Here is a 15,036-nt window from a genome sequence, read left to right as displayed (position 1 = left end):
GACCCATGGCCGACGACGTCCTGGAAGCGATCCGCGATCTCGCCCCCGGTCTGCGCGAGCGCGCGGCCGAGGCCGAGGCCCTGCGCCGCGTACCCGACGCGTCCATCAAGGAGATCGAGGACACCGGCTTCTTCCAGCTGCTCCAGCCCCGGGCCTTCGAAGGCCGGGCGGCGGACCCGCTGGTCTTCTACACGGCGGTCAAGGAGATCGCCAAGGCGTGCGGCTCGACCGGCTGGGTCGCCTCCGTGGTCGGCGTCCACCCCTGGCACGTCGCCCTGTTCGACCTGCGCGCCCAGCAGGAGGTGTGGGGCGAGGACCCGAAGGCCCGTATCGCCTCCTCGTACGCCCCCACCGGCAAGGCGACCGCCGTCGACGGCGGCTTCCGGCTCTCCGGCCGCTGGCACTTCTCCTCCGGCTGCGACCACGTCCAGTGGGCCCTGCTCGGCTGCCTCGTCCCCGACGCCGAGGGCAACCCGGTGGACATGCGCACCTTCCTGATCCCCCGCTCCGACTACCGCGTGGACGACGTCTGGGACACCGTCGGGCTGCGCGGCAGCGGCAGCAACGACGTCGTCGTCGAAGACGTCTTCGTCCCCTACCACCGCGCCCTGAGCTTCGGACCCGTCACCGCCCTGAAGGTCCCCGGCCACGAGATCAACCCGGAACCGCTGTACCGGCTGCCGTACGCCGGGGTCTTCACCGCCACGATCTCGACCCCGATCATCGGGATCGCCGAGGGCGCGTACGACTCCTACACCGAGGCCACCCGGCAGCGGTTCCGGGTCTCCTACGGCCAGAAGGTCGCCGAGGACCCCTTCGCACAGGTCCGCATCGCCCGCGCCGCCAGTGACATCGACGCGAGCTGGCTCCAGATGACCCGGAACATCGGCGAGATGTACGCGCTCGCGCAGCGCGACGAGGAGCTCCCGATGGAGCTCCGCACCCGCACCCGCCGGGACCAGGTGCTCGCCACCGAGCGCTGCGTCGCGGCGATCGACCTCCTCATGGAGAACGCCGGCGGCAACGCCATGCGGACCGGCCCCGGCCCGGTCCAGCGCGCCTGGCGCGACGCCCACACCGGCCGCGGCCACGCCGCCAACGACCCCGAGCGGGCCCTCGTCATGTACGGGCAGTGCGCGCTCGGCATCGACATCCACGACACCATGGCCTGAGAGGCGCCGCAGATGGCAGAGGCAGAGCTCACCCACGCGTCGACGTCCCGCACCGCCAAGGCGGCGGGGCTCACCCTCCACTACCACGAGGCCGGCCCCGCCGAAGGGCACCCGGCACCCGTCGTGATCATGCTGCACGGCGGCGGCCCCGGCGCCTCCGGCTGGAGCAACTTCGGCCGCAACCTCCCGGTCTTCGCCGAGCACTTCCGTACGCTCCTCGTCGATCAGCCCTGCTACGGCCGCTCGGACAAGCCGGAGCTGGACAAGGACTACTTCAGTTACAGCGCGGACGCCGTGGCCGCGCTGATGGACGAACTGGGCATCGAGCGGGCGCACTTCGTCGGGAACTCCCTCGGCGGCGGCACCGCCGTCCGCATGGCCCTGAACCACCCCGACAAGGTCGCCAAGCTCCTCCTGATGGGCCCCGGCGGTGTGTCCGTCAACCTCTTCGCGCCGGACCCGACCGAGGGCATCAAGCGCCTCTTCGAGTTCAGTGCCTCCCCGGAGCCGACAAAGGACCAACTCCGCGCGTTCCTGGGCGTGATGGCGTACGACCCGTCGATCGTCACCGACGAACTCGTCGAGGAGCGCTGGGCCTCGGCGAACGACCCCGACACCCGGCTGGGCAACGCCCGGATGGCGGCCTCGTTCGCCGACCCCGCCCGGGCGGAGGACGTGATGCTCTGGCGCGAGGCCCACCGCATCACCCAGCCGGTGCTCCTCACCTGGGGCCGCGAGGACCGCGTCAACCCCCTCGACGGGGCGCTCGTCGCCCTCAAGACCATCCCCGACGCCCGCCTGCACGTCTTCCCGCACTGCGGCCACTGGGCCCAGGTCGAGCGGGCCGACGAGTTCAACCGGCTCGCGCTCGACTTCTTCTCCCACCGACACCACTGACCACTGACCCACCTGACGGAAGGGTGCACCACCATGGACATCCGTGCTCTCGGATACCTGCGCCTGGAGACCACCGACCTCGACGCGTGGCGCCGCTACGCGCTCGACGTCCTCGGCATGGCACAGGCACCCGGCACCACCGACGACACTCTCCTCCTGCGCGTCGACGACCGCGCGTACCGCATCGCCGTCCAGGCGGGCGAGAGCGACCGGCTGCTCGCGGCCGGCTGGGAGGTGGCCAACGACGCCGCGCTCGCCACGGCCGCCGCCGAGCTGGAGGCGGCGGGCGTCGCCGTCAAGGTCGCGGACGAGGCCGAGCTCACGGAGCGCCGCGTCCAGGGCCTCATCCGCCTGACGGACCCCTGCGGAAACCCGCTGGAGATCTCCTGGGGCCAGGCACAGGACCACACCCCGCTCGTCACCCCGTACGGCAACCGCTTCGTCACCGGTGACCTCGGCCTCGGCCATGTCGTGCTCCCGGTCCCGGACATCCAGGCCGCGCTCGACTTCTACGAGAACCTCCTCGGCTTCCAGCTCCGCGACTCCATGAAGCTCCCGCCGCAGGCCGTCCCGACGGCCGCGGAGCAGCGGGACTTCCACTGGATGCACTTCATGAGCCCCAACAGCCGCCACCACAGCCTGGGCCTCTACCCCGGCGCCCTGCCTCCGGGCATCGTGCACTTCATGGTGGAGCTGGAGACCCTCGACGACGTGGGCCGCGGCCTGGACCGCACCAAGGCCGCGGGCATCCCCATCGCCTCCAGCCTCGGCCGCCACACCAACGACCGCATGGTGTCGTTCTACGCCCAGGCACCCGGCGGCTTCCAGGTCGAGTACGGCTGGGACGGCCTGATCGTCGACCCCGCCACCTGGGTCGCGAAGGAGATCACCGCCGACAGCTTCTGGGGCCACCAGTGGAACGGCTGATCGACCCCGCCGACTTCCGCGACGTCCTCGGCCGCTTCGCCAGCGGCATCACCGTCGTGGCCTCGCTCGACGCGGGTGAACCCGTCGGCTTCGCCTGCCAGTCCTTCGCGTCGCTCTCCCTCGACCCTCCGCTGGTCATGCTCGCCGTCGGCAGGTCGTCGAGCAGCTGGCCGAGGATCGAGCGGGCGGGCCGCTTCTGCGTCAACATCCTCGCCGAGGAGCAACGGGACACCTGCGCGGCTCTCGGCCGCAGCGGCCCCGACAAGTTCACCGGCATCCCCTGGAGCGTCGGCGAGCACGGGACCGTGCGGATCGACGGAGCCCTCGCCTTCGTCGAGTGCGAGCTGCACTCCGTCCACGAGGCCGGCGACCATTCCCTGGTCACCGCCCAGGTGGTCGCGCTCGACGCCCGCGAGGACGGCCGGCCGCTGCTGTTCTTCCGCAGCCGCTACGCCGTCGGGGCGTTCTGAGATGCCCATCGACGTGGACAAGGCGACCTCCGCCCCGCCCGTGAGCACCGACGTCGTCTGGGACGCGCGCGACGTGCGCCTCTACCACCTGGCGCTCGGCGCGGGCGTCCCCGAGACCGACGCGCGCGAGCTGCGCTACGTCTTCGAGGGACACGAGCGAGGGCTCCAGGTCCTGCCCACGTTCGGCGTGGTCGCGGGCGGCACGGGAGGCGTCGGATTCCAGGTCTTCGACCTGCCCGGCGTCGACATCGACCTGGCGCGCGTCCTGCACGGCGGCCAGGAGATCACCGTGCACCGCCCGCTGCCCGCCGCCGCCCGAGGGACCGCCGTCACACAAGTGACGGACGTGTACGACAAGGGCCGGGCCGCCGTCGTCGTCCAGGAGTCCACGCTCCTCGGCGAGGACGGCGTCCCCCTCCTCACCCAGCGCAACCAGATCTTCGTCCACGGCGAGGGCGGCTTCGGCGGCGGCCGCGGGCCCGCCGACCGCCTCCCCGCCCCGGGCCGGGCACCCGACCTGCTCGTGGAGGTCCCGACGCTCCGTCAGCAGGCCCTGCTCTACCGGCTCACCGGGGACTGGAACCCGCTCCACGCCGACCCCGCCACCGCCCGCCGCGCGGGCTACGACCGTCCGATCCTGCACGGCCTCTGCTCCTTCGGGATCGCGGTCAAGGCCGTCACCGACCACCTGCTCGACGCCGACACGAGCGCCGTGGCCGGCTGCCGCACCCGCTTCGCGGGCGTGTTCCACCCGGGGGAGACCCTGCGGCTGCGCGTCTGGGACACCGCCGGCGGCTACCGGCTGACCGCCACCGCCGCGGAACGCGACGACGCGCCGGTCCTCACCGACGCCCTTATCACCCCCCGCTGACGAGGGAGAACCCGATGAACGACACCTGGGACCACACGTACGACGTGGTCGTGGTCGGCTCCGGCTCCGCCGGGATGGCCGCGGCCCTCACCGCCCGGCTGCGCGGGCTGACCGTCCTGGTGGTGGAGAAGACCGCGGTGTACGGCGGCTCGACCGCCCTGTCCGGCGGCGCCATCTGGGTGCCGAACAACTTCCACCTGGACGCCGCCGGGCTCGGCGACACCCCCGAGAAGGCCCGTGCCTATCTCGACGCCACCGTCGGCGACCGGGTGCCCGCCGCACGCAAGGACGCCTACCTCACCTACGGACCCCGGATGGTGCGGGAGTTCCACGACCGCACCGCCGTCCGGTTCGTCTACACCCCCGGCTACTCCGACTACTACCCGGAACGGCTCGGCGGCTACCCGCAGGGCCGCTCCGTCGAGCCCCGCATCTTCGACTTCAGGAAACTGGGACCGGAACAGCGTGCCACCATGCGCAGGGCGGGACTGCCCACGTACGGCCTCACCATCACCTCCAAGGACTTCCGCCTGCTCAACATGGTCGGCCGCACCTGGGCCGGCCGGCGGACCGCCGCCCGGGTCGGCGGCCGGGCCGTGAAGGCCCTGCTGTCCGGGCAGCGACTGCTCTCCCTCGGCGAGGCGCTGATCGCCCGCATGCGGCACTCCCTGGACGCCCTCGGCGGTGACCTGTGGCTGTCCGCACCCCTGACCGGCCTGGTGGAGGAGGACGGCCGGATCGCCGGGATCCGCGTCACCCGGGACGGCCGGGACCTCACGGTCCGGGCGACCGGCGGCGTGGTCCTCGCCTCCGGCGGCTTCTCGCACGACCAGCGCCTCCGCGAGAAGCACCTGCCGGCCCCCACCTCCACCGAGTGGAGCGCCGCCGCCGACGGGCAGACCGGCGACGCCCTGGAGCTGGCCACGGCCCTCGGCGCCGGGACCGACCTCATGGACAAGGTCTGGGGCGCGCCGTCGGTCGTCGTCCCCGACGGCACGCCGTTCTTCCTCGTCGCCGACCGGGGCGTCCCCGGCATGGTGATCGTCGACGGGGCGGGGAACCGCTACGCCAACGAGGCAGCCCCGTACCACGAGTTCGTCGACGCCATGTACGCGAACGACAGGCCCGGGGCCGGCACCGTCCCGTCCTGGCTGATCCTCGACGCGGCCGCGAAGTCCCGCTACCTCTTCATGGGTCTGCTCCCCGGCCGGCCGTTCCCCAAGTCGTGGCTGGAGAGCGGCTTCGTCAAGAAGGCCGCCACCGTCGAGGAACTGGCCGTGCGCATCGGCGTCGCCCCGGAACGGCTGCGGGCCACCGTGGAGCGCTTCAACGGCTTCGCCCGTGCCGGCCGCGACGAGGACTTCCACCGCGGCGACAGCGTCTACGACCGCTACTACGGCGACCCGACCCTCCCCAACCCCAATCTGGCGCCCCTGGAGAAGGGGCCGTTCCACGCGATCCCCGTGCACCCGGGCGACATCGGCACCAAGGGCGGCCTCGTCACCGACGCGACGGCCCGCGTACTGCGCGAGGACGGGACACCCATCGACGGCCTGTACGCCTCCGGGAACGTCTCGGCGGCTGTCATGGGCGAGACCTACCCGGGCCCCGGCGCGACCATCGGCCCCGCCATGACCTTCAGCTGGCTCGCCGTCAACGACATCGCCCGCACCCGCGAGGCCCGGGAGAGCCGCTGATGGCCGCCGACCTCACCGGAAGGGTCGCGCTGGTCACCGGCGCGGCCCGCGGCATGGGCGAGGCCGAGGCCCGGCTCCTCGTCGCCCTCGGGGCGCGGGTCGTCCTCACCGACGTCCGCGAGGCCGAGGGCGAGGCGACGGCCGCCTCCCTCGGCCCCGCCGCCCGCTTCGTACGGCACGACGTGACCGACGAGCGCTCCTGGGACACCGCCGTGACCACCGCCGTCGACGCCTTCGGCCGGCTGGACGTCCTCGTCAACAACGCCGCGATCTACTCCACCTCGCCCATCGTCGACGAGGACCCGGCCCGGCTGGAGGCGCTCCTGCGCGTCAACCTGATCGGACCGTTCCTCGGCATCCGCGCCGTCGCGGGCGCGATGCGGGCGAGCGGCGGCGGGTCGATCGTGAACATCTCCTCGCAGGCCGGCCTCCAGGGCATCTGGGGCCACGGTGCCTACGGAGCCGCGAAATGGGGGCTGCGCGGCCTCACCAAGACCGCCGCTCTCGAACTCGGCCCGGACGGCATCCGCGTCAACTCCGTCCACCCCGGAGCCATCGCCACCGCGATGACCGCACACCTCGGCACCACCACGCACCCGGCCGCACCGCTCGGCCGCGTCGGGCAGCCCGAGGAGGTCGCCCGTCTCGTCGCCTTCCTCGCCTCCGACGACGCCTCGTACCTCTCCGGCGCCGAACTCGCCGTGGACGGCGGCGCGTCGGCCGGCCGCATGCCCGCCCTGCCCCCGAAAGGACCGGACGCGTGACCGAGCCCGCCCCTGAGGTCCAGGCGCTCATCGACCTTGCCGATGCCAACTTCCCGCCGCTGGGCACGGAGATGACGGACATCACCGAGATACGGGCCTTCTTCGCCGCCCGGCAGAAGCCCCCAATCACTCCGGCCCCCGTCGCCCGCGTCACCGACCAGGACGCCGACGGCGTGCCCGTACGCGTCTACGCCCCCGGCGTCCACGAGAACGCCCCCGTGATCCTGTACTGCCACGGGGGCGGCTTCGTCCTCTGCGACCTCGAGAGCCACGACGGCTTCTGCCGCACGCTCGCCCGGGGCACGGGCGCGACCGTCGTCTCGGTGGACTACCGCCGTGCCCCCGAACACCCTTTCCCCGCCGCCCCCGAGGACGCCTACACGGCGCTGCTCTGGGCGGCCCGGACGTTCCCCGGGGGCCGGATCGCCGTCGTGGGGGACAGCGCCGGCGGCAACCTCGCCACGGTCCTCGCCCTGCTCGCGCGCGACCGGGGCGGCCCCCGCATCGCCTGCCAGGCGCTCTACTACCCGATGCTCGACCCGGCCCGCTCGCGGCCCTCGCACCGCGAACACGGCCAGGGCCGTTTCCTCACCGCCGACCACCTGCGCTGGTACTGGGACGCGTACCTCCGCGAGCCCGCGGACCGGACCGACCCCCGTGCGGCCCCCCTGGCCGGCGCCGACCTGTCCGGGCTTCCGCCGGCCCACGTCGTCACCGCCGGCTTCGACCCCCTGCGGGACGACGGTCTGGCGTACGCGGAGGCCCTCACCGCGGCCGGCGTGCCCGTGGCGGCCCACCACTACGCGGGGATGTTCCACGGCTTCCTCACGATGGCCGTCGACGGCCTGCCCGAGGCGGCCGAGGCCCGCGCGACGGCGTTCGGCTTCCTGCGCGCCGCCCTCGACCGTCCCCCTCTCGACCCGCACTGACCCCGCGCCACCGCACCCCGCACGACGGGCACGAACCGACGACGGGCCCCGCCCCACCGGATCGGGTGGGGCGGGGCCCGTCACCGTGTCCCGCGCGGGTCAGCGCGTCAGGAGCTCGAACCCCTTGTACCCGGAGTCCGCCACGCCCGCGATGATGTCCCCGTACACCCCGAAGCCCCCGATGAACGGCATGAACACCCGTGGCTTCCCCGGGATGTTGGCCCCCAGGTACCAGGAGTTCGCCGCCGGGAACAGGGTGGCGGCCGCCCGGTCGCGGCACTCCGCGACCCACTCCTCCACGGCCTCGGCGCTCGCCTCGATCCCCCGGTAGCCGGACTCGTCGAGATGGCGCAGACACGCGGCGAGCCAGTCGCCGTGCTGCTCGGCGCAGAGGACCACGTTGGCCATGACGGACGGGCTGCCGGGACCGGTGAGGTTGAACAGATTCGGGAAGCCGTCGGTCCCGAGGCCCAGGTAGGTGCGGGGACCCTCGCTCCAGACGTCCTTCAGCCGCCGGCCGCCGCGCCCCCGGACGTCGATCCGGTCGATCGCCCCCGTCATCGCGTCGAAACCGGTCGCGAACACGATCGCGTCCAGCTCCACCCGCGTCCCGTCGGCCAGCAGCACCCCGCCGCCCTCGACCCGCTCGATCGCGTTCCCCCGCAGGCTCACCAGACGCACGTCGTCACGGTTGAACGTCTCGTAGTAGTGAGAGTCGGTGACGATCCGCTTGGTGCCGATCGGATGGTCGGTGGGCACCAGCAGATCGGCGGAGTCCGGGTCGTCGACGAGGGCGCGGACCTTCTCCTCCCAGAACACGCGCGCCGCGTCGTTGGCGGCGAGGTCCGTGAGCTGGTCGGGGAACGTCTTGGAGTACAGGACCCCGCCGAGCTCCCAGCGCTCCTCGAACGCCGCCCGCCGCTCCTCCTCGGACACCTCGAACGTCCGCGACGGATGGCCCACGTGCGGCGAACCGCCGCCGCTGAGCCGGGACAGCCGCCGCCGCTCCGCGTAGCCGGCCTTCTGCCGGCGACGCGTCTCCTCGTCCAGCGGCGCGTTGCCCGCCGGGATGCTGTAGTTGGCGCTGCGCTGGAAGACGGTCAGATGGGCCGCCTGATCGGCGATCAGCGGGATCGCCTGGATGCCGGAGGAGCCGGTGCCGATCACGCCGACGCGCAGTCCGGTGAAGTCCACGCCCTCGTGGGGCCAGGCGCCGGTGTGGTACGTGGCGCCGTCGAACTCCGCGAGCCCCGGGATGTCCGGCACGTGCGTGCTGGACAGGCAGCCGACGGCGTACACGCAGAACCGCGCCGAGACCACCTCGCCGCCGTCCGTGCGCACCGTCCAGCGCAGCCTCTTCTCGTCCAGCTCGGCCGAGGTCACCGAGGTCCCGAAGGTGTAGTGGCGGCGCAGGTCGAAGCGGTCGGCGACATGGTGCAGATAGCGCATGATCTCCGGCTGGGCGGCGTACTTCTCGCTCCAGTCCCACTCCTGCTGGAGCTCCTCGTCGAAGGAGTACGAGTAGTCCACGGACTCCACGTCGCAGCGCGCGCCCGGATACCGGTTCCAGTACCAGACGCCGCCGACGTCCGCCCCGCGCTCGAAGCCCCGCACGCGATAGCCGAGACCGCGCAGCCTGTGGACGGCGTACAGGCCGGTGACTCCTGCCCCGACGACCACGATGTCGACGGAGTCGGTGATGCTGTCGTTCACGTTCGTACTCTCCTCATCCGGTGGATGCCGTGCGAAGGGTGGTGGTGCGCCGGCGCAGGTCCGCCTTGTCGACCTTTCCGGCGGCGTTGTGCGGGAGCTCCGGCAGGGCGTGGAAGGCCCGTGGAGCCTTGAAGTTGGCCAGGCGCTCCCGCGTGTACGCGGTCAGTTCCGCCGCGTCGATCCGGGCCCCCGCCGCCGGTACGCAGTAGGCGACCCCGACCTCCCCGAGCCGCTCGTCCGGAGCGCCCACGACCGCCGCGTCCAGGACGGCCGGATGGCCGCGCAGCACCTGCTCCACCTCGGCCGGGTACACGTTGAACCCGCCGACCACGAACATGTCCTTGAGCCGGTCGGTGATCCGCAGGAACCCGCGCTCGTCGAGGACGCCGACGTCCCCCGTGTGCAGCCAGCCCTCCGCGTCGACGGCCTCCGCGGTGGCCTCGGGGTCGTCGAGATAGCCGTGCATGACGTGCGGGCCGCGGGTGAGGATCTCGCCGGACTCCCCGGGCGGCGCGTCGACGCGCAGCTCGGTGCCCTCCAGGGCCGTTCCCGAGGTGCGGGCCAGGGTCTCGGGGGACTCGTGGGGCCGGCAGACGGCGACCACGCCCGTCGACTCGGTCAGCCCGTACGCGGTGCTGACGTTCCGCGCGCCGATGTCCGTCCTGATCCGCTCGATGAGCGAGGTGGGGATGTTCGCCGCGCCCGTGACGGCCATCCGCATCGACGTCAGGTCGTACTCCGCGCGCCGGGGGTGGTGGATGAGCGAGGTGAAGACGGTGGGCGCCCCGGTGAGGACGGAGATCCGCTCGTCGCGCATGCGGCCGAGGACGGTCTCCGCGTCGAAGACCCGCTCGGGCACGATCGTGGCCCCGTGCAGCAGACAGGCGAGGACGCCCGCCTTGTAGCCGAAGGTGTGGAAGAACGGGTTCACGAGGAGATGGCGGTCGCCGCGCCGGAGCGTGACCGCGCGGGCCCATGCCTCGTAGACGCGCAGATTCTGCGCGTGCGTGGCGGGCACGCCCTTGGGCCGGCCGGTCGTCCCGGAGGTGAAGAGGATGTCGGCGGTGTCCGCCGGCCGCACGGCGGCGCTCCGGGCCAGGCGCTCCGTGCCCGTCACCCGGTCCGCGCCCGTCAGGAACCGGTCCCACTCCGCCGAGTGCAGGGTCACGGTCCCTTCGAGCAGCGGGAGTTGCTCCCCGGACGCCGCGAGCACGGCCCGGTAGTCCGTACCGAGGAAGTCGTGCTCGGTGAAGAGGAGCCGGGCGCGGGAGCGGCGCAGGATGTCGGCGGCCTCGGCCGCCTTGTAGCGCGTGTTCACCGGGACGAGCACCCCGCCGGCCGCCACCGCGCCCAGCGCGGCCACCACCCACCGGGCGCTGTTGGGCGCCCACACGGCGACGGGGTCACCGGGCCGCACCCCCCGCGCGATCACCGCGCGGGCCACCCGGTCGACCCGGTCCCGCAGCTCCGTGAAGGTCCAGCGGTCCTCGCCGAAGACGAGGGCCTCCTCGTCCCCGTACCTCTCAGCGGCCCGGTCCGCGAGCCGGGCGACCGTCTGCGCGCCTGTCATGATCCGTCACGTCCTCCCTGCCGCCCGGCCCCTCGTCGGGGTCGCGGGCCCGGAACCACAGCGGTCCGGAGCCTGGCAGGGAGAGGCGGCCCGGCGCAGGAGCCAGTTCCCGCTCACCGGGAAGGTGCCGGAGGATCTTCCGCCCGGCGCGCGCCGAGGCGTTCCCGAGGAGGCCCCGGTCCCGGGCGTCGGCGAGGCCGGTCTCAGGCGTCGTCGAGGAGGGCCGCGATCGCGTCGAAGCCGCGGCGCCGTGCGTGCCGCAGGGCCGTGACGCCGTCCGCGTCCGCGAGTTCCGGGTCGGCGCCGGCGGCGAGGAGCAGTTCGACGACCTCCTGGTGCGGCCGGCCGCCGTCCCCGAGGATCACGGCCTCCAGCAGGGCCGTCCAGCCGAGGTCGTTGACGTGGTCGACGTCGATCGCGGTCTCCCGCAGCACCGCCCGGACGTAGGCGACGTGACCGCGCTCGCTCGCGGGGATCAGCGCGACCCCGCCGAAGCGGTTGCGCACGGTCAGGTCGGGGTTCGCGGGCAGCAGGGCGCGCATCATCGCGACGTTCCCGGTGACGCCGGTGACGAGCCACGCGCTGTCGTGGCGCCGGTCCTGGGCGTCCGGGTCGGCCCCGGCCGCGACCAGTGCACGGGCCGCTTCGACATGGCTCCCGAGCGAGGCGAGCAGCAGCGGGGAGCGCAGCTCCTCGTCGCGGGCCTCGACCCGGGCCCCCGCGTCCAGGGCGGCCCGGACCTCGTCGGCATCGCCCCGGCGGGCGGCCGCCAGCAGGCGGCGGTCGCGGTCACGCATGTCGTTCCTCCATGTCCGTGCGCGAGGACCGGCGGCGCCCGGACGGGGGGCCGGGTGCCGCCGGAGTCACAAGGGGGCCTTACTCGGCGAGGGTGGCGACGCCGGCCTGGGCGAACTTCTCGTCGAGGTCGCCGGAGGGGGCGCCGGCGACGCCGATGTCGGCGATGGGGGCGCCCTTGGCGGTGACGGGGGCGCCGCCGCCGAGGAAGAGGGTGCCGGGGATGTCCTTGAGGTTGGGGCCTGGGCGAGGCGCTTGGCGAGTTCGGAGGTGGGGGCGTTCCAGGAGACCGCGGTGAAGGCCTTCTTGGCGGCGGACTCGTAGGACTGGGGGCCGGCGCCGTCGCCGCGGAGGGTGACGAGGGTGTTGCCGTTGCGGTCGACGACGGCGACGGAGACGCGCTGGTTCTCCTTCTCTGCGGCGTCGAGGGTGGCCTGTGCGGCCTTGGTGGCGGCCTCGATGGTGAGGTGCGTCGACCGGGTGGTGTTCTTGTTCTTGGCGTCGGCCTCGGCGACGGCCGCGGCCGGAGCGACCGCCGGGGTGGCGGCGTTGGCGGAGACCGCGCCGAAGGTACCTGCGGCCAGCGCCGTGGCGGCGATCGTACCGGTCAGGACACGGGTGCGCAGGGACAGCTTCTTCACGATCATCAGCTCCTCGGGATGTGACCCTGGGGGTCTCGTCATGCGACCCCCGAGGGGGTTCGGGAACGCCGCGTTCCCGCTCTGCACTCCATCCTGGTGCCGCCCCGGGCCCCGGACGGTCGACCTACGGGCTGCCTCCGGCGCCCCCTGCGGACGACCCCGGGGTCAACCGATCGGACGATACGGAATGGATCTTTCCGGCTAGCCTGGCTCTGGGGGAGCGGCAGGCGGCAAGGAGCGAAGCAGTGCGGACGAACGAACAGTCACCCCTCGACACGGAGGCGGCCGACCCCGACGCCGGCTGGCTCGCCACCGTGATGCACGTGGCGTTCTTCGTCCTCCTGTGCTCGTCCCTGACGCGCTACCTGATCGTCCACCCCGGCGCCCCCAGCACCCCCTGGGTCGTCGTCCTCGCCGTCGTCCTCGCCCTGCTGTACGTCCTGGGCCCGGTCCTGGGCCCGGCCCTGGGCTCCCGGCGGTCCGGCGCCTCCGGCGCGCTCACCGCGGCGCCCGCGCTCTGGCTGACCGGTGTGATCGGCACCTGGCTCACCCTGGTGGCGCTGGCACCGAGCTTCGGCTGGTGCGCGGTGCCCCTCTTCTACACCGGTCTGCGCTCCCTTCGGACCCGGCCGGCGGTCGTCCTCGTCGCGCTGCTGACCGCCGCGGTCGTGGCCGCCCAGGTCAAGCTGCGCCTGCGCTTCGGCTTCGACCCCAACCTGATGTTCGCCCCACCGGCCGTCGCCGCGGTCGCCACGGCGGTGTTCATCTACTCCCAGCGGCAGGCCGACCGGCTGCGGACCGTCATCACCGACCTCGTGCGCACCCGCCGGGAACTGGCCGCGACCGAGCGCCGCGAGGGCACCCTGGCCGAGCGGCAGCGGCTCTCCATGGAGATCCACGACACCCTCGCGCAGGGCCTGTCCAGCCAGCAGATGCTCTTCCAGGCCGCGGAGCGGCTCTGGGACGACGACCCCGTGGCCGCCCGCCGCCACATCCGTACCGCCGCCTCCATCGCCGAGCACAACCTGGCCGAGGCCCGCCGCTTCGTCCACGACCTCGCCCCGGCCGACCTCGCCGGCGGCGGCGGCCTCGAAGAGGCCCTGCGGGCCCTCGCGGAACGGGAGGCCTCCGACACCCTCCAGGTCCGCTTCCACCGGGACGGGACCCCCACGGCCCCGCTCCCCGAACGCCTGCAGTCGGCTCTGGTACGCATCGCCCAGGGCGCCCTCGCCAACATCCGCGAACACGCCGACGCCACCGCCGCCGCCCTCACCCTGACCTACCTCGACGACCACGTCGTCCTGGACGTCGCCGACGACGGCCGGGGCTTCACCGCCACCGACAGGCCCGGCGGCGTACGGGGCCATGGCCTGCCCGCCATGCGCGCCCGTCTCCAGCAGCTCGGCGGCACCCTCACCATCGAATCGACCCCCGGAGAGGGCACCGTGCTTTCCGCGGTCGCCCCCCTCCCGTCCTGAGCGTGCCGGCCGGTTCTCCGGCGCGTCAGACGGACCGGCGGGCCTTCCGGCGGCGGAGCGCGACGGTGGTGGCGCCACCGGCGAGGACCAGGGCGGAGGCCACGCCGACGAGCGGCGCGACAGCGTCGTCCGTCCCGGTCTCGGCGAGGCCGGTGCCGTCCTTCTCGGGCGCCTCGACGCCGTTGCCGCCGACAGTCTCCCGGATCCAGTGCGCGTAGGCGGGCGCGCTGGAGTAGAGCCCGGGGCCTCCCGAGCACGGCACGTTCGGGGCGCCGGGACCCGAGGTGACCCCGACGAGCTCCCAGCGTCCGTCCCGGCCCCTCTGGAGCTGCGGGCCGCCGGAGTCGCCGCGGCACGCCATGGCCTTGGGCCTGGTGCTGATCGTGCACAGCCGCGTCGCGTCCGCATAGCCGGGCGCGCACTCTGAGGCGGCGCCCAGGCGGGTGTCCAGCTCCTGGAGCCGGTCCGGGAAGGTGAGCTCGCCGTCGACGGTGCCGCCGAAGCCGAGGAGCCGGGTCGGGGTGCCCGGCCGTCCCGCCTTCTCCGCGATCCTGACGGGCTGCTGGGTGACCGGCCGGTCGAGGCGGATCAGCGCCACGTCGTCCTTGTTGGCGGCCTTGCCCTCGCCGTTCACGTAGCCGGGGTGGACGAAGGTCCGGTCGATCCTGCGGACCGTGCCCCCGGTCTTCCGCCGGTCGCTGCCGACCCGGACGATGCCTTCCAGCTCAAGGCCCTCGCCCGTCACACAGTGGGCCGCCGTCAGCACCCACTGCCGGTCGATCAGCGACGCGCCGCAGTTTCCGTCGAGCACACCGTACTTCGGCGCCGACTCCGGGATCGTCGCCATGAACGGGTACCTCTCGGTGGAATCGGTTCCGTTGACGATCGCCCCGGCGCTGCCCGTCAGGAGGGTGGCGCAGGCGGCAGCGGCGAGGGCACCGACGGTGGCGGTGCGGACCGTACGGCGACGAGACGGCTTCAGGCTGAACACGAAGAGTTCCTTCTGCTCGGAGATGCGTGCGTGCCCAGCCTGTTCGTTCAAGATCGACAGGGCCACGGTGGCAGCAGGTGGACACCTGGTCGGGGCAGCCGCCCCGCAGGTGGTGGGGGTA

General features: G+C 73.3%; 13 protein-coding genes and 1 pseudogene. 9 read left to right on the top strand and 5 right to left on the bottom strand.

Annotated features, from left to right (window positions below):
• Positions 1 to 5 precede the first annotated feature (5 nt).
• Genes hsaA through DEJ46_RS01630 form a run of 8 tightly spaced genes read left to right on the top strand, consistent with a single transcriptional unit; the run spans position 6 to position 7,727 of the window.
• Positions 6 to 1,172, top strand: coding sequence for a 3-hydroxy-9,10-secoandrosta-1,3,5(10)-triene-9,17-dione monooxygenase oxygenase subunit (hsaA, locus tag DEJ46_RS01665; RefSeq protein WP_150263766.1), 1,167 nt, complete (start codon positions 6 to 8; stop codon positions 1,170 to 1,172).
• A gap of 12 nt (positions 1,173 to 1,184) precedes the next feature.
• Positions 1,185 to 2,069, top strand: a complete 885-nt coding sequence (gene hsaD, locus DEJ46_RS01660; protein WP_150263764.1) for a 4,5:9,10-diseco-3-hydroxy-5,9,17-trioxoandrosta-1(10),2-diene-4-oate hydrolase — start codon at positions 1,185 to 1,187, stop codon at positions 2,067 to 2,069.
• Between the two features lie 33 nt (positions 2,070 to 2,102).
• Positions 2,103 to 2,996 (top strand): VOC family protein, encoded by an 894-nt coding sequence (locus tag DEJ46_RS01655; protein ID WP_150263763.1) that lies wholly within the window; start codon positions 2,103 to 2,105, stop codon positions 2,994 to 2,996.
• The gene (locus tag DEJ46_RS01650) at positions 2,984 to 3,466 is read left to right on the top strand and encodes a flavin reductase family protein (protein ID WP_150263761.1); all 483 of its coding nucleotides are present in this window, start codon (positions 2,984 to 2,986) and stop codon (positions 3,464 to 3,466) included. Before DEJ46_RS01655 ends, DEJ46_RS01650 begins: the two co-directional genes overlap by 13 nt.
• A 1-nt stretch (position 3,467) precedes the next feature.
• Entirely contained in the window at positions 3,468 to 4,337 is an 870-nt protein-coding gene (locus DEJ46_RS01645) for a MaoC/PaaZ C-terminal domain-containing protein (RefSeq protein ID WP_150263759.1), read from the top strand.
• Between the two features lie 14 nt (positions 4,338 to 4,351).
• Positions 4,352 to 6,034 (top strand): FAD-dependent oxidoreductase, encoded by a 1,683-nt coding sequence (locus tag DEJ46_RS01640; protein WP_150263756.1) that lies wholly within the window; start codon positions 4,352 to 4,354, stop codon positions 6,032 to 6,034.
• Positions 6,034 to 6,798: a glucose 1-dehydrogenase gene (locus tag DEJ46_RS01635; RefSeq protein ID WP_150263754.1), complete on the top strand. Its 765-nt coding sequence runs from the start codon at positions 6,034 to 6,036 to the stop codon at positions 6,796 to 6,798. The genes DEJ46_RS01640 and DEJ46_RS01635 overlap by 1 nt, the downstream gene beginning before the upstream one ends.
• Complete coding sequence (locus DEJ46_RS01630; protein ID WP_223834449.1) at positions 6,795 to 7,727, top strand: alpha/beta hydrolase; 933 nt, start codon at positions 6,795 to 6,797, stop codon at positions 7,725 to 7,727. The genes DEJ46_RS01635 and DEJ46_RS01630 overlap by 4 nt, the downstream gene beginning before the upstream one ends.
• A 99-nt stretch (positions 7,728 to 7,826) precedes the next feature.
• Here DEJ46_RS01630 and DEJ46_RS01625 read toward each other — a convergent pair whose 3' ends face one another.
• The 4 genes and pseudogenes from DEJ46_RS01625 to DEJ46_RS01610 form a co-directional block, all read right to left on the bottom strand.
• Positions 7,827 to 9,440 (bottom strand): flavin-containing monooxygenase, encoded by a 1,614-nt coding sequence (locus DEJ46_RS01625; RefSeq protein ID WP_150263752.1) that lies wholly within the window; start codon positions 9,438 to 9,440, stop codon positions 7,827 to 7,829.
• A gap of 13 nt (positions 9,441 to 9,453) precedes the next feature.
• Positions 9,454 to 11,010 (bottom strand): FadD3 family acyl-CoA ligase, encoded by a 1,557-nt coding sequence (locus DEJ46_RS01620; RefSeq protein WP_150263750.1) that lies wholly within the window; start codon positions 11,008 to 11,010, stop codon positions 9,454 to 9,456.
• A 203-nt stretch (positions 11,011 to 11,213) separates the two neighbouring features.
• Positions 11,214 to 11,807, bottom strand: coding sequence for an ankyrin repeat domain-containing protein (locus DEJ46_RS01615; RefSeq protein ID WP_150263748.1), 594 nt, complete (start codon positions 11,805 to 11,807; stop codon positions 11,214 to 11,216).
• A gap of 79 nt (positions 11,808 to 11,886) precedes the next feature.
• A pseudogene (locus DEJ46_RS01610) lies at positions 11,887 to 12,446 on the bottom strand (GlcG/HbpS family heme-binding protein).
• 317 nt (positions 12,447 to 12,763) lie between these two features.
• On the opposite strand from DEJ46_RS01610, the gene DEJ46_RS01605 reads away from it, so the two are divergent.
• On the top strand, positions 12,764 to 13,924 hold the full coding sequence (locus DEJ46_RS01605; protein ID WP_150273999.1) for a sensor histidine kinase: 1,161 nt from the start codon (positions 12,764 to 12,766) through the stop codon (positions 13,922 to 13,924).
• 25 nt (positions 13,925 to 13,949) lie between these two features.
• Here DEJ46_RS01605 and DEJ46_RS01600 read toward each other — a convergent pair whose 3' ends face one another.
• Positions 13,950 to 14,966 (bottom strand): trypsin-like serine protease, encoded by a 1,017-nt coding sequence (locus DEJ46_RS01600; RefSeq protein WP_411757705.1) that lies wholly within the window; start codon positions 14,964 to 14,966, stop codon positions 13,950 to 13,952.
• Positions 14,967 to 15,036: the final 70 nt, after the last annotated feature.

This window comes from Streptomyces venezuelae, from assembly GCF_008642375.1.
GTDB classification, from domain to species: Bacteria; Actinomycetota; Actinomycetes; order Streptomycetales; family Streptomycetaceae; genus Streptomyces; species Streptomyces venezuelae_G.
This window is presented reverse-complemented; position numbering and strand designations above follow the sequence as displayed.

Bases quoted from the DNA above. Each gene is read 5' to 3' on its own strand.
- hsaA (WP_150263766.1), top strand. From the start codon at position 6: ATGGCCGACGACGTCCTGGAAGCGATCCGCGATCTCGCCCCCGGTCTG.
- hsaD (WP_150263764.1), top strand. From the start codon at position 1,185: ATGGCAGAGGCAGAGCTCACCCACGCGTCGACGTCCCGCACCGCCAAG.
- DEJ46_RS01655 (WP_150263763.1), top strand. From the start codon at position 2,103: ATGGACATCCGTGCTCTCGGATACCTGCGCCTGGAGACCACCGACCTC.
- DEJ46_RS01645 (WP_150263759.1), top strand. From the start codon at position 3,468: ATGCCCATCGACGTGGACAAGGCGACCTCCGCCCCGCCCGTGAGCACC.
- DEJ46_RS01640 (WP_150263756.1), top strand. From the start codon at position 4,352: ATGAACGACACCTGGGACCACACGTACGACGTGGTCGTGGTCGGCTCC.
- DEJ46_RS01635 (WP_150263754.1), top strand. From the start codon at position 6,034: ATGGCCGCCGACCTCACCGGAAGGGTCGCGCTGGTCACCGGCGCGGCC.
- DEJ46_RS01620 (WP_150263750.1), bottom strand. From the start codon at position 11,010: ATGACAGGCGCGCAGACGGTCGCCCGGCTCGCGGACCGGGCCGCTGAG.
- DEJ46_RS01615 (WP_150263748.1), bottom strand. From the start codon at position 11,807: ATGCGTGACCGCGACCGCCGCCTGCTGGCGGCCGCCCGCCGGGGCGAT.
- DEJ46_RS01605 (WP_150273999.1), top strand. From the start codon at position 12,764: ATGCACGTGGCGTTCTTCGTCCTCCTGTGCTCGTCCCTGACGCGCTAC.